Source organism: Ruegeria sp. CDSC068 (genome assembly GCF_059610545.1).
This window is the reverse complement of the sequence record NZ_JBXWNV010000008.1, coordinates 136,383-149,744: the sequence shown is the minus strand read 5'-3', so window position 1 is coordinate 149,744 and position 13,362 is coordinate 136,383. Positions and strand designations below refer to the sequence as shown.

The 13,362-nt window shown below is 53.7% G+C and carries 15 protein-coding genes and 1 pseudogene; 7 read left to right on the top strand and 9 right to left on the bottom strand.

What is annotated here, in order from left to right; translation table 11 throughout:
* Positions 1–190: 190 nt before the first annotated feature.
* Positions 191–1,615, bottom strand: a complete 1,425-nt coding sequence (locus AC2FID_RS16880) for an NCS1 family nucleobase:cation symporter-1 (RefSeq protein ID WP_282170308.1) — start codon at positions 1,613–1,615, stop codon at positions 191–193.
* A gap of 144 nt (positions 1,616–1,759) precedes the next feature.
* Here AC2FID_RS16880 and AC2FID_RS16875 point away from each other — a divergent pair, with 144 nt between their 5' ends.
* A complete protein-coding gene (locus tag AC2FID_RS16875) occupies positions 1,760–2,326 on the top strand; it encodes a recombinase family protein (protein ID WP_282170309.1) in 567 nt (188 codons plus the stop codon).
* A 471-nt stretch (positions 2,327–2,797) separates the two neighbouring features.
* On the opposite strand, the gene AC2FID_RS16870 is transcribed toward AC2FID_RS16875, so the two are convergent.
* The 3 genes from AC2FID_RS16870 to AC2FID_RS16860 all read right to left on the bottom strand — a co-directional run bounded on the left by AC2FID_RS16870 (position 2,798) and on the right by AC2FID_RS16860 (position 5,359).
* Positions 2,798–4,024: a RidA family protein gene (locus AC2FID_RS16870; protein ID WP_496837826.1), complete on the bottom strand. Its 1,227-nt coding sequence runs from the start codon at positions 4,022–4,024 to the stop codon at positions 2,798–2,800.
* A gap of 178 nt (positions 4,025–4,202) precedes the next feature.
* Positions 4,203–4,592 carry an ectoine synthase gene (locus AC2FID_RS16865; protein ID WP_496837824.1) on the bottom strand — a complete coding sequence of 130 codons (390 nt, stop codon included), beginning with the start codon at positions 4,590–4,592 and terminating at the stop codon, positions 4,203–4,205.
* A 17-nt stretch (positions 4,593–4,609) separates the two neighbouring features.
* Entirely contained in the window at positions 4,610–5,359 is a 750-nt protein-coding gene (locus tag AC2FID_RS16860) for an SDR family oxidoreductase (RefSeq protein WP_282170312.1), read from the bottom strand.
* A 91-nt stretch (positions 5,360–5,450) separates the two neighbouring features.
* Here AC2FID_RS16860 and AC2FID_RS16855 point away from each other — a divergent pair, with 91 nt between their 5' ends.
* Positions 5,451–6,356 carry a LysR substrate-binding domain-containing protein gene (locus AC2FID_RS16855; protein ID WP_496837823.1) on the top strand — a complete coding sequence of 302 codons (906 nt, stop codon included), beginning with the start codon at positions 5,451–5,453 and terminating at the stop codon, positions 6,354–6,356.
* 387 nt (positions 6,357–6,743) lie between these two features.
* On the opposite strand, the gene AC2FID_RS16850 is transcribed toward AC2FID_RS16855, so the two are convergent.
* Positions 6,744–6,893 carry a hypothetical protein gene (locus AC2FID_RS16850; RefSeq protein ID WP_282170433.1) on the bottom strand — a complete coding sequence of 50 codons (150 nt, stop codon included), beginning with the start codon at positions 6,891–6,893 and terminating at the stop codon, positions 6,744–6,746.
* Here AC2FID_RS16850 and AC2FID_RS16845 point away from each other — a divergent pair.
* Positions 6,886–7,084, top strand: a pseudogene (locus AC2FID_RS16845) (IS5/IS1182 family transposase); the annotation flags it as partial. The gene AC2FID_RS16850 and the pseudogene AC2FID_RS16845 sit on opposite strands and share 8 nt — an antisense overlap.
* A gap of 120 nt (positions 7,085–7,204) precedes the next feature.
* Here AC2FID_RS16845 and AC2FID_RS16840 read toward each other — a convergent pair.
* The gene (locus AC2FID_RS16840) at positions 7,205–7,549 is read right to left on the bottom strand and encodes a carboxymuconolactone decarboxylase family protein (RefSeq protein WP_282170314.1); all 345 of its coding nucleotides are present in this window, start codon (positions 7,547–7,549) and stop codon (positions 7,205–7,207) included.
* Between the two features lie 41 nt (positions 7,550–7,590).
* Here AC2FID_RS16840 and AC2FID_RS16835 point away from each other — a divergent pair, with 41 nt between their 5' ends.
* Positions 7,591–8,316 carry a creatininase family protein gene (locus AC2FID_RS16835; protein ID WP_282170315.1) on the top strand — a complete coding sequence of 242 codons (726 nt, stop codon included), beginning with the start codon at positions 7,591–7,593 and terminating at the stop codon, positions 8,314–8,316.
* On the opposite strand, the gene AC2FID_RS16830 is transcribed toward AC2FID_RS16835, so the two are convergent.
* Positions 8,317–9,081: an amino acid ABC transporter permease gene (locus tag AC2FID_RS16830; RefSeq protein ID WP_496837821.1), complete on the bottom strand. Its 765-nt coding sequence runs from the start codon at positions 9,079–9,081 to the stop codon at positions 8,317–8,319. It lies immediately after the preceding gene.
* Positions 9,082–9,091: 10 nt separating this feature from the next.
* Positions 9,092–9,835 (bottom strand): amino acid ABC transporter ATP-binding protein, encoded by a 744-nt coding sequence (locus AC2FID_RS16825; RefSeq protein WP_496699188.1) that lies wholly within the window; start codon positions 9,833–9,835, stop codon positions 9,092–9,094.
* Between the two features lie 123 nt (positions 9,836–9,958).
* Here AC2FID_RS16825 and AC2FID_RS16820 point away from each other — a divergent pair, with 123 nt between their 5' ends.
* Positions 9,959–10,735 (top strand): transporter substrate-binding domain-containing protein, encoded by a 777-nt coding sequence (locus tag AC2FID_RS16820; RefSeq protein ID WP_496837819.1) that lies wholly within the window; start codon positions 9,959–9,961, stop codon positions 10,733–10,735.
* Between the two features lie 99 nt (positions 10,736–10,834).
* Positions 10,835–11,848, top strand: coding sequence for an amidohydrolase family protein (locus AC2FID_RS16815; RefSeq protein ID WP_496756782.1), 1,014 nt, complete (start codon positions 10,835–10,837; stop codon positions 11,846–11,848).
* A gap of 56 nt (positions 11,849–11,904) precedes the next feature.
* On the opposite strand, the gene AC2FID_RS16810 is transcribed toward AC2FID_RS16815, so the two are convergent.
* Positions 11,905–12,453, bottom strand: a complete 549-nt coding sequence (locus AC2FID_RS16810; protein ID WP_496837818.1) for a HutD/Ves family protein — start codon at positions 12,451–12,453, stop codon at positions 11,905–11,907.
* 144 nt (positions 12,454–12,597) lie between these two features.
* On the opposite strand from AC2FID_RS16810, the gene hutC reads away from it, so the two are divergent.
* Positions 12,598–13,287 carry a histidine utilization transcriptional repressor HutC gene (gene hutC / locus AC2FID_RS16805; RefSeq protein ID WP_496837817.1) on the top strand — a complete coding sequence of 230 codons (690 nt, stop codon included), beginning with the start codon at positions 12,598–12,600 and terminating at the stop codon, positions 13,285–13,287.
* Positions 13,288–13,362 lie beyond the last annotated feature (75 nt).

Genomic DNA, 13,362 nt, shown 5'->3' with positions numbered 1-13,362 from the left:
AGCCCCCCGGAGTTTGCGACAAAAGTCGCCCTTCGCTTCAGGCATCCCACCCGAACCGTTGCCGTCGCAGGGTTGCGACGTTCAATCCCATTTCAGCTTTTGTCCGGGACAAACCTTCCCTGTCCGACCACGCGTAGCGGTGATCGGCTTCTCTGCCCTCGGGCATCGAATTGGCTAAAGTCTCAGCCAGTCAACGCTTTGCAATTGCCCAGTAGAACACACCTCCGAATCCTGCGCCGATCACCCATGCAAAGCCCGAAAGTGTGCTCAGCATTGGGACCCAGACTGTGAGAACGGAAAATATGGCCGGAAGGATGAATGACACGATTGCCGCCATGTTCCAGCCATTGCTGTAAAAGTAAGGACCATCCCGCGCAGCCGAGAACAGCTGATCAACATCCAGATTGCCAGATTTCACCAGATAAAAATCGGTGATGATGATGCCGTAGACTGGGGCCAGAACGGCCCCAAGCGTATTCACAAAACCCAGAATGCCGATCTGGCTGATGGTCGAAACCCATAAACCGCCTATCACCAGCGCATAGGCCGAAGTGATGATGCCGGCGACCCGGAAGTTAATCCGGCTGGGCATCAGGTTGGCAAGGTCATAAGCAGGTGGGATAAAGTTTGCCACAAGGTTGATCCCAACTGTGGCGGCGAAGAAGGTTGCCGCAGCCAAGAGCGTCAACGGTAAAGAATCGATCCGCGCGATGATTGCCGTGGGATTGGTCAGCGCTTCGCCCCAGATCGCGACGGTTCCTGCTGTGACGATCAGAGCAATCAGAGAAAAGAAGGCGATATTGATCGGCAAGCCTAGCAGGTTGCCTTTGCGCATTTCATGTTCCGAGCGCACGAACCGCGAAAAATCACCGAAATTGATCACCACAGCCGAAAAATAGGCGATCATCGTTCCGACCACCGCCGCAAATGCACCTAACTGACTGCCTTGATAACTGCCGGTTCCACGAAAGATGGTTCCAAGCTCGCGCCACAGGTCGTTACCAGCCTCAATCCAGATCATGACGGCCAGCGCCACCATCACTGCATAGACGAATGGCCCTGCAAAATTGAGGAAACCCACAATCGGATCTATCCCGTTCCAGAACAGGGCAATCTGAAAGGACCAAACCGCCAGAAAGGCAATCCATTCAATAGCACTGAGGCCAAGAAAGACGGGTGGTCCCTGAGTGCCGATCAACGCGACCATGGCAAGTGCAAGTGCGGTTGAAGCGAAATAGGTCTGAACACCATACCAGAAGATTGCCACCACGGCGCGGATTAAAGCTGGGAAGTTTGCCCCTCGCACACCCATACTTGCGCGGGCCATGACCGGGAAAGGAATGCCGTATCTGACACTCGGCTTGCCGATCAGGTTGACCAGTCCCATGACGATGAACCCGGCCAAAACAATGCCCGCAAACACAGTCCATCCGTTCAGCCCATAAGTCAGAAACAGTGAGGCGGCCAATGTGTATCCGAACAGTGATTGCACATCATTGGCCCAGACATTGAACAACTCAAACCAACCCCAATCGCGCTTTCCAACAGGCACCGGCGCCAGATCCTCATTGTAAAGGCTGGCATCTCTGGGCGCTTCTGTAAAAGAATGCTGCATTGAGTCCCGGTCACTCGCTAAGGCGATTGTCATTGCACAGGTTCAGCGCTATATTCGTGCAGAACTGCGTGCAAATAAACGTTCATAATTGCGTGCATAAGTCAAGAACTTACTGTGGAACCAATTCTACGAGATTGATTTAGAATGGTAAAAATCGGATATGCGCGGGTATCATCGAAATGGTATCGAAGTGAAGTTCAACTAAGCGAGCTGAAGCGCCAGGGATGTGATCGTATCTGGAGTGATACCACGCAAGACGGCAATGACCGGGGAGAAACACTGGAAACTTTTCTGGCGGATGTGTCCGCTGGTGATGTAATAGTGGTTTCGCGCCTATCTGCGATTGCGGACTCCATCGCTGAACTGGTCAACCTGTTGCGGCAAGTTCATGAAAAGGGAGCTGCTTTCCGATCTATGTCCGAGCCTTGGATCAACACTGAAGGCGGACGGGCGGAAACAGTTCTGGATGTGTTGTCCGGCGTCATCGACTATGAACTCGGGCTGGCCGATCTGGAAAGCCGTACTGTCGAAGACCGACCCAGATCCTTCGGCCTGAGCAAAGGGCGTCCCAAGAAACTGACTGCAACGGAGCGCGAAGAGGCACTTTCCCTGCTGTCTATGGGCAAAACTGCCGCAGAAATCGGAAGGATGCTGGGCGTAAGCAGATCAACAATTTCGCGACTTAAGAACATGCTGCCTGAAACGGGTTAACTTTTATTTCAATTTTTCACTGATAATTTGATGACGAAGTCGAGAGACAGTTGACCACAATCCGTCTCCAAGGGAACAGCCAAATTAGCCAGGAATGATAACGACCATTTTTTCCACAGACAGCCATTAGCACAAGCGCGGCGAATTCTCGTTTGGTTACGTGTCTTACTTTTCTGACCAGGCTGCGTTGAATTTGCAGTTTCGTTTCCGTTCAATTCGACATCAGCGAATGACCAGATCGACGACACGCGCTGCGCCGCAAAAACAAAAATGCCGCAACTACGCGCGGATACTGCGTCAGCAAGCACCCGAAATGAATCGGCGGCAAAATCCCGCGATGTCTAAATTTGTTAGTAGGTAAATTATGCGCTTGCAGCGAATGACATTAAAGCGGGCTGCGACCGCAAAAACTTGCCTGGGTGTTCAATGTCCGGAAGGGGCCGGCCACGTCTAGGAAAGATTGACGTGTATTCACGCTTCCTTATCGTTCTCAAGCATCGCGATCACCTCTATCTCAATCACCATGTCTTCGTAGATCAGATTGGGCACCGGAATGCCTGTCGTGGCTGGGCCAGGTGCGATGTAGGAATTGGATCGGATCAGAAGGTTTTCGTGTAGCGCTTCGGCCGAAGCGCTGCCTTGATAGAAGGTGGTGACTTTGACCACATCGTCCAGAGTAGCGCCGAATTCATCCAATACGCGAGCCACATTCTCCATTGCGATACGGGTTTGGGCGACCATGTCGCCAGGTTCCAGAACCTTTGCTTGCTTATCCAGTGCCACCTGGCCGCCCACATGGATTAATTGGCCGGAGCCGATTCCGTGTTTGTAAGGCAGTGCAGTGGTCCAATTCCAGTGCCCTTCAGGCCAGGCATGACGGATGTGGTGCGCTCCCGGGTCGCAGGCTGTAGCAGCGATTCGTGTCGTCAGCCCGTCATGGGGAAAGGACGGCACAGGAATGCCGGTGGGCGCCGGACCGGGATTAGGGAAATAATCGGCGCGGATGCAGGCCGAAACTTCCCAATCTTCTGCTGTGCCGTCGCCAAGATAGAACGTGTTGACCTTGACCACATCCTGCATCCCTGCGCCTGCGGCCTGAAGTGCTTGGGAGAGACGCTCCATCATCAATCGGGTTTGCGCCACGATATCGCCGGGATGGGTGACTGATCCGTCGGCGGAGCGGGCGGTCATGTCACCGGTAAAGATCATGTCGGCGCATTTCACCACATGCGAGAAGGCTTTAGGCAGGGGTGATTGGGCATCGAGATGGTAATTCTGACGGGGCAGAGCGCTGCCATCAGGCGCGCGCATGGCGACGCCTTCAATTTCGCACAGCATGTCAGGGTAACAGAGTTCAGGCAGGTTGATCAGATTAACCGCGGGTTTGACTTCATTTCCGATGATGTCGACCAGAAGGTTCAGCATCCGGGCCTCATCACTCGCGTCACCGACATAATAGACAACCAACCGCACCAGATCGGTGAAACCCACGCCAAGGTCAGTCAGAAGATCCTGCATATAGGCCATCGAATTACGCACCTGCGCATCCAGATCGCCGATGTTGCGTACGGTTCCCTGGGTATCCAAATCCACTTGCCCGCCAGTAAAGATCATGTCACCCGCACGCACTGCGTGGTGGTGAGTCAGCTTTATTGGCCAATTCCAATGTCCCTCGGGAAAGCTGTATTGCCTGGTCATTGGGCGGCTCCTGGCTGTTTGATGCCTGTAAGAGCGCAAGTAATCATGAGGCCGAGGGTCTGGCCAGTGGTTTGTCAAACACGCATGTGACGATAGCACAATTGTGCAGTTTGAGCCCATGTCGACCGATGCTGCGCGCTGCGTGAACGATCGGATTACGTAAACATCACCACCTTCATCAGGATGCTATTGAGGCATAGCTTCCATCTTCGCGATGTACTTCAGGCCCGCTGAGCGGCGGATTGAAGACGCAGACAAGTCGCAGATCAGCCTCTGTTGCACGCACCAAATGTCGGTCATGTTGGTCCAAGGCATAGAGGGTAAATGGTTCAAGGGAATGCCATGTTTCTTCACCAGACGCTCTGATCTGCCCCTTTCCTTCGATACAGTAGCACGCCTCCAAATGATGTGTGTACTCAAGCTCAAGCTCGGCACCGTTTTTGATGACCGTATCCGTGAGCGAAAAACCCATTCCATCAGACGCCAGCAATAACCTTCTGCTGTTCCAGCCCGGACCAGAAACATCGCGATCTGTTCCAAGGGTTTCACTGAGTGCTGTAACAATCATACTTCCCCGCCTCTTTGCTATCGTACCGCCCGGTTCATCCCGCCGTCAGACAGTATGCTCTGGCCATTAATATACCGGGCGCCATCGCTGGCAAGAAACACGCAAGCTTGCCCAATTTCCTCAAATGTTGCCGGCCGCTGAGCAGGGATTTCCCGGCGTGCCCGCTCAGACAGGTTTACGTTTTCGCAGAATCCGGGGAGCAGGTTGTTCATGCGAATGTTATGCCGTGCATAACGATCCCCATAAAGCTTTGAGAAACTATGCAGGGCACCGCGCAACATGCTCATCGGATAAGGGGCTCGCGGCTCGATTGTGTTCATGGACGAGATGTTTACGAAAGCACCGCCGCCCTGTGCGATCAGTAAGGGTGTGACGATACGGGCAATCTTGACGACGTTCAGCACATACATGTCCAGGCTTTCGTGCCACAACTCGTCGCTGAGTTCCAAAAGCGGCCCGTCAAAGTCGGGATCAAACCCTACCGTCTTTATGGCTTCTGGCACCGAGCCACCGTGGCCCATATTGCTGACGATTGCATCAATTCGTCCATATTTGCTCATGGTGTCGTCGATCATCGCTTGCAGATCATCAATATCCAAAACAGAGCCGCGGCGGCCAATGCCTCCAAGCTCTTCCGCCAGTTCGACCGAGCGATTGGACGGAGACATCAGCGAAACTTTGTAACCTGCCTTCGCCATCTCAACGGCGCAGCCCCGGCCAATGCCTTGTCCCGTTCCTGTCATCAGCGCGACTTTGATTTCAGGCATGGTGTCGCCTTTCTCTAGATGCAGAGTATGTGAGAATTTTTGTGCTGAAAGCAGTGTATTTTCTTGGAATTAGGTAAACCTATCGAGTTTCATGAACATTGATGTTAGATTTTCTCACATCGTGGAAAACCTCAGACACCTTCGTGCCCTTCAGGCCTTTGACGAAACCGCAACCCACTCCAGCCTGACCAAGGCGGCGGATGTGCTCAACGTCACTCATGGCGCGATCAGTCGGCAAATCAAGCTGCTGGAACTGCATCTTGGTGTGACGCTCTTTCACCGCCGCCCCAATGGCGTTGAACTGACGAAAGCCGGAGAACGCCTGCATCAATCAACTCGTGGGGCGTTTTCGGCGTTGCAGCTGGGCGTGATGGAGGTGAAGCGATTGCATCACCGCCAGTCGATTACGGTGTCGCTGTCCACATCGCTGGCGCTCAAATGGCTTGTTCCGTTGCTAAGCTCGTTTCAGCAAGAACATCCGGGTATCGCATTGTTGTTGGACACAAACGATACCTTTGCGGATTTCGAATCCTCCGAGGTCGATGTCGCTTTGCGTTTTGGGCAACCAGGCTGGGACAGGCTATATCATGAACAGATAAGACAAGAGGAATTGATTGTCGTGGCCGCGCCGTCTCTTGTTGAGAAAGCCCGATTGCCAATGCGCGCCCAGGATGTGGCTGACCTCCCGCTATTGCACGACGCCTTCAACGTCGGATGGGAAAGCTGGGCTGCGCAAGTTGGTTTGAATGCCAATCGGATCAACGCGCAGAGCATCAAGTACGTGGACAGCGCTGTTCTTTTGGAGGTCGCGATTGACGGGCAGGGCGTGGCACTAGCAAGGCATCTCTTGGCGGAAAGGGACTTGAAACTTGGACGGTTGATCCGCCTTGATAAAAGCCGTGTTCCATTGGATCGTGGGCTCTACTTCGTCTGCCGCCCCGGCGATCAGGAGCGGGTCACGGTGAGAATTTTCAAGAAGTGGCTCATGTCGATTTGAGCTCTGGGTTTCAATTGAAGCCCGGGAAAGCGGTCATTGGCTCGCGCTCTGCATAGGTCCGAATCGTCCGCGATCCATGTATTCTAAAAGATCGAGTTATTGCGATTGTAGCGAATACCTGGAAAGCGGGCTGCAACTGCAGTATGGACGTATGTCCTTGGAAGTCTACTTAGGGCTGAAACTTACCTAATGCTGCGTGGTGCGCTAGTCGGTGCGGTGGTGCGCTTAGCTGAACTTGGGTGTCTGCGGAGATTCAAAGGGGGAACAACCTTGCTTGGGTGCTGAATTCGACCGGGTGATTTCTTTGGCCAAACTCCCTCAAAAATGATGGAGATTTTATCGTGTCGCTCCGGCACGTAAATGACGGAGCGAGGCGGCAGGCTCAGCTTAGTTGCCGTTGGCTTCGGTCCTAGCATATTCGGTAAGAATCAATTCGAACGGACCTTCGGTGGCAACTGCATCCTCATAAACGAGAAATGGTCCCAACTCATCCTCAGCAATCCAGATCGTGCCGTTAACATGTCCATAGATACCCATGCGGAAAATCCGGAAAATGCGCGTCGGCGTGGACCGCTCACTGTATCGTCTGCGCAACCTGGTCGAACGATGCTTCAACAAGCTTAAGAACGCTGGCGTGTCGCAACCCGCTGCGATAAGACTGCGGAAAGTTTCCTAAGATTCATCGATATCCGACGATCCGCCTCTGGCCTCGCCATTTGTCAACATGACCTAACGCCATGAAGATCAATGATCCAAAGTTTGCAACAAATCCCGTCGCAGGTGCTGTTCTGTGGATCAACAGCTCAGACGGGTGACAGAAAAAGATACACGCTGTCTCAGTGTGGCCCCTAAGCACCGGTGCCAGTGAACTCGTCAAACGCTTCCAGCGCTTTTGCGCCAAAGGCGATCGAAGGGCCACCGCCCATATAGCCGATCATCTCCAAGGCTTCGCAAAACTCCTCGCGGGTGGTGCCGAGCCGGACAAGCGATTTGGTGTGAAACCCGATACAACTGTCGCAACGCGTCGAGATTGCGATACCCAGGGCGATCAGTTCCTTGGACTTTTCATCCAGCGCGCCATTGCGTTTGGCGGCTTTGGACATCGAGTTGAACCCCTCGAACATACCCGGCGTCTGTTTTTGCAAAACGCCTATACGTCCCATTGTTTCAGTGAGAAATCCGCTCCAGGACATCGTGTCTTTCCTTTTCTTGACTGGTTCTGTTAGCTGGCAATATGCGATTGGAAGAGATGACCTGGACCGAGGTTGAAACATACCTCAAGACCCAAAAGGGAGTTATTCTGCCGACCGGGTCTGTCGAACAGCACGGGCCCATCGGTCTGATCGGTACGGATGCCATTTGCGCGCGCGAGATCACTTGGGCTGCGGCCGATATCGCCGGCGCGGTCGTGGCACCCGAACTGGCTTACGCCCCTGCGCCGTTCAACATGAGCTTTCCGGGCACCGTCTCGCTGAGCGCCGGTCTCTACTGCGATCTGGCGAGAGAGGTTATGCAAGGGCTGGCCCATCATGGATTCTCGATGATCTATGTTTTGAACGGCCACGGTGCCAACCTTGAGCCCTTGCGGAAGGCGGCACACGACGTAAGTGCGACAATCCGAATTCGGAGCTGGTGGGACTTTGACCGTGTAAACAAACTCCGACGTGGCTACTACGGCGACTGGGAGGGTATGCACGCCACCCCATCCGAGGTCGCGATCACGCAGGCCACCCATCGCGTTGTTCAGGCCGGAGACACGAGTCCTCCGCGCAAGCTTTCTGCCGAGTACATCGCGGCCCACGCGGGTGACCGCCATGGGCCGCCCGATGAACATCGGCGCGACTTTCCCGATGGGCGCGTTGGGTCCTATTCTGAACTGGCCCGACCCGAACACGGGCGTGAACTCGTCAATGCCGCGGCGCAGGCCGTCGCCGCGGATTTCGCCAGCTTTGTTCATTGATCAGCGGCTTTCGTCCGATCTCATTTTTCGTTCCAGCCAGCGCACGAAGAAGCTGATGATCAGGACGAGAACAAGATATTCAAAGATCAAAAGCGTATAGATCTCAAGCGGTCGGTATTCCGTTACGACCAACTCGTTGGCACGGCGCGTCAACTCCTGCATCCCGATCACCGAGGCAAAGGCGGACATCTTTACGATATAGATGAACTGGTTCGCCAACGGTGGTAGAATCCGCTTGATCGCCTGCGGTAGGATTACATACAGCATCGTCTGGCGGTAATTCAGGCCAACAGTCTTTGCCGCTTCGGTCTGGCCTTTGTCAATCGACTGGATGCCCGAGCGGTAGATCTCGGCGGTGAAGGCACTATCCGAAATGGCCAGCGTGATGATCGCGCCCCAAAAAGCGTCGATGCTGATACTGATACCGATAGATTTCAGAACAACCGGGAATCCGTAAAACACCCAGAACAACATCGGCAGGAGCGGTATGGCCCGGATGAATTCAATGTAGACCCTGCTTGGTAACCGAAGCCATCGGTTTGACGACATGCCCGGCAGTGCAACCAGAAGCCCGATGGCCATTGATAGAACGGCGGCAATCAAAGACAGGCTGATCGTCGACCAGAAGCCCGACAAAAGAAATCGAATGTTGTTCTGACCCGTTTCTGTCGAGGGGTTGACGACGTACCATCCCCAGTTGCCCGAAGAACTACAACCGGCGAGAATAACAAGCGCACAAAGAGCGACACGCGTTGTACGTTTCATGTGATACCCCTTAGTGCTGAAGGATCTGGCTGAGGAAAAGCTTGCAACGTTCTGATTTAGGTGCCTCAAAGAAATCTTCGGGTGTACCTGTTTCAATCACTTCGCCCTGATCCATAAAGATCATCCGGTCCGCTGCCTTTCGCGCGAATCCCATCTCGTGGGTAACGCAGATCATCGTCATTCCCTCTTGGGCAAGATCCACGATCACGTCGAGCACTTCCGAAATCATTTCGGGGTCTAGCGCCGAGGTGGGCTCGTCAAAAAGCATGATCTTGGGCTCCATGCAAAGTGAGCGTGCGATGGCGACCCGTTGTTGTTGACCACCGGAAAGTTCGGTTGGCCGTTTGTGCGCCTGATCAGGAATCCGGACCCGTTCGAGATATGTCATTGCGCGTTCTTCCGCGTCCGATTTCGACAGGCCACGCGCCTTGATTGGTCCTAGCGTCAGATTTTGAAGAATTGTCAGGTGTGGGAACAAGTTGAACTGCTGAAACACCATGCCAACCTCGGATCGGATTTCTTCGGCGGCCTTTTTGTCCGTCATTTTGATCCCGTCGACCGTGATCGAACCGGAATCATGCTCCTCCAGAGAATTCACACATCGGATGAGGGTTGATTTGCCGGATCCCGAAGGTCCGCATACAACAATTCTTTCCCCAAGCGCGACATCCAGATTGATGTCTCTGAGCGCGTGATAGTCTCCGTACCACTTATTCAAGTCGCGGATTGTGATGACCGGCGATGCATCTGACATAGACCTGCCCCTTTGAGATTGTTAGCGTAAGACTAGCTTTGCCTTCAAATTAAAACTATACAAAATATGATAAATACAGACATAAATCTGGTTGCGAACGCGCGAACAAAAGGGGAGGAAGCGATGAAGCTGCTGAAATCAATGGGCCTGGCCGCGGGTCTTGTACTTGGAATGCTCACAGGGGCGGCCAATGCCCAATCGGCTCTGAATGACATACTGAACAATGGGGTGCTGAAAGTCGGGACAACCGGCGACTGGAACCCGATGTCCGTTCGGGATCCGGCGACCAATTCCTACAAGGGATATGATATCGATGTCATGACCCAGCTCGCCGAAGATCTGGGCGTGGAGCTTGAATTCGTGGCAACGGATTGGAAGACCCTGGTAAACGGTGTCGTTGCCGGGAACTATCACATTACAGGTTCTGCCTCGATTAGCCCGCCCCGCCTGAAAGCTGCCGGGTATTCGAATAGCTATATCTCAGTTGAAATCTATCCCTTTACCACTGAAGAACAGGCCGATAAATTCTCGGATTGGGACTCGATCAACAACGGGGAAGTCAAGGTTGCGACCACCTTGGGGACGACTTTTGAGAAAAGCGTCCGCGAGTGGTTCCCTGACGCTGACATCAAGGTCGTTGAGGCCCCGGCGCGCGGTTTCCAGGAGGTTCTGGCAGGGCGCGCTGATGTTTTCATCACATCGAATATCGAAGGTTCGACCCTGCTCGAAAAATTCCCAAACCTGCGTCAGATTGAAGTAGCCGAGGCGCGTGCACCGACACCGATCGCGATGCTGATGCCCCAAAGTGATCAGGTATGGATCAACTATGTGAACAGCTGGATCGAACTGCGTCAGTCGCAGGGATTCTTCGCAGCGACCGCTGCAAAATGGGGCCTGTAACGTTCTGACTTTGACATTGTAAAAGGCCCGCTGCGATAATCAATCGGTGGGCCTTTTCTGTGCGCTACGTCAGTAATCGAGATGTCAGGAGAGACCGATATGCGCATTGACATGCATTCCCATTACTACGGTGGTGGGCTGGTCGAGACTTTGCGCGCCCGAAAGTCGCATCCTCGCCTCAGAACACGCACAGATGGTGTCACTGTGATGTCAGCGATGAATGGAGAATTTCCGTTCACCGATGCCTATCATGACCCGCAAGTGTGTCTGGCCGAAATGCGAAAGCAGGGACTGACGCACCGCTTGCTGACCTTCCCCGGAGCACTTGGCGCTGATCTGTTGCCCGCCACGGAAATTGCACCGGTTATCTCTGCCTTTAACGATCACCTTGCCCAGTTGGGAATTGATAGCGATGGTGCCCTGATCGGGTTGGCCGGAGTGCCGCTGGATGATCTTGATATTGCCTGTGCAGAGCTTCGCCGTGTTCGTCGCGACCTGGGTTTGCCGGGAATTATTTTGCCGTCGAACTATTTCAACTCTTTGGCCGAAGCTGACACATTGCGACCGCTATTGGCAGCGGCAAATGAATACGGCTGTCACATCATGCTGCACCCTGGTCTGAAAGTCGGGCAAAACCCGCCGCCGCGCCCTGCGGACCTGACGCAATATCGACTGTCCGCAGTGGAACTGCAATCCAGCGCTTCTCAGGTCGCCTTGACCATGATCATGTCAGACCTGTTGGATTCTTACCCGGCTGTTTCCTTTCAGATAGTCAATTTGGGCGGCACGCTCCCCTTTATTTTTGAGCGGTTAGAAAGCATTGCGCGGCATCGCAACCCGGATGATCCGTTCCCGACCCAGCGTCTGCGTCGGCTCTGGTACGATTGCGCTTCACTTGGGCCACGTGCGTTGGAGGCAGCTGTTAAGCTTTTGGGCGCAGACAGGATTATGCTGGGATCGGATTATCCGATCTTCACGGACGATCCTTATACGCATGCGGTTGTTCCGGCAGCGCTGACCGCCGAAGAAAAGGAGCAGGTGACGTGGAAAACAGCGAACGCATTGCTGAGCCACCTGTCGGAACTTCGCGCGCAAAAATGCACCCCGGGCTAATTTCAACGCGTGATGGCTAAGTTACCTCCTATAGTCGATTGAGGTTCTCTTGCCCGCTATCGGTTCTTGAGGCGCGCCAATAATGTAATGCTGTCCTCAAAACCGATGGTTGTGAAATTGCCATCCTTGAGGATCGCAGCCTCAGTGGGCTCAACCCTATTTCCGTCGATAGAGCAGCCCTTGTACACTGAAAACAGACACAGAACTTCGTTCGGACCCGCTTGGAGCTTATGGGGGTCCTCACCGGTCAGGCAATCTACGGATGCAGCACACTGAACAGGATCAAAGATTACGTTAAAATTACGCACTGGCCCCGCTTCCAGCCGGCACCACAATTCCAGATTGCCTGAAAACCTGAGTGGATCGGAAAACCGCGCGTTCAACGGTGTCGCAGGGCCAACCAGATCAAAGCCATCTCCCTCTACAACGGTCAGGATACGAGACATGCCCGGAAATGTGGAAAATGGCCCGTCAGCCTCCACGTCAGCAAGGCTCACACGCCAGACGACGCCCTGCTCGCCACTTCCCCGTGCAATTTCTCGCGTGGTCCCCAAGCCGTTTTTCCACAAGACGGGCTCCAGGGTTCTGGTTCGGACATGTTTCATTTCTGGTCGCATTTCGGGTTAGTCATAGGAAGGCAGCGTATGCTTGCTGTTGTTCGAACTAGGCGTGCCGACGGTTGCAATCCCTAGCCGCATACGAGTACAAACATTATGCAATTAATTTAGACATATTATAGGCCATTTGTCGTGCGGGTGAGCTATCAGGATATAAAATCAAACATCCTAGGCCGCATTCGCGACAACACCTGGCCTCCCGGCGCGGTAGTGCCTGGTGAGATTCAGCTTGCCAAGGAATTTGGCTGTGCGCGGGCCACAGTAAACCGTGCAATGCGTGAACTAGTTGACGATGGCGTTCTTGAGCGCAAGCGCAAGGCAGGAACACGGGTTAAAACAGCCCCGACGCGCCAGGCCCGGATCACAATTCCGCTTATTCGGGAAGAAATCACCAACCTAGGGGCCACCTATCGTTATTCGCTTGTAGAGCGCGAGGTCATCGCCGCCCCCGGCTGGTTGCGTGCTCAGGTCAAGATCCCAAAAGGGGGTGAGGTTCTGCATCTCAGATGTATGCACTTTGCCTCAAACAAAGCCTTTCAGTTCGAAGAGCGCTGGATCAATATTGCGACTATTCCTCAGGCACGCGATCAGTCGTTCGAAGAAATTGGGCCAAACGAGTGGCTTGTCCGTGAGGTTCCGTTTACCGAGGTTGAACTGACGTTTTCAGCGACCAACGCCAATCTGGAGGTTGCGGAGTTCCTGGGGGAAAACGAAGGAACGGCCTTGTTTACCGTCGAAAGAACCACTTGGCTGGAGGAGAACAACGTGACTCATGCCAAACTCTATTTTCCTTCCGGTTACAAAATGACGACCAAGCTGTGATGGCATTCGCATTGGGTAGGTTGGCAACCTCGGAAAGGGATCTGTTGCAAACTTTAGACCATTGACCTTCATGGC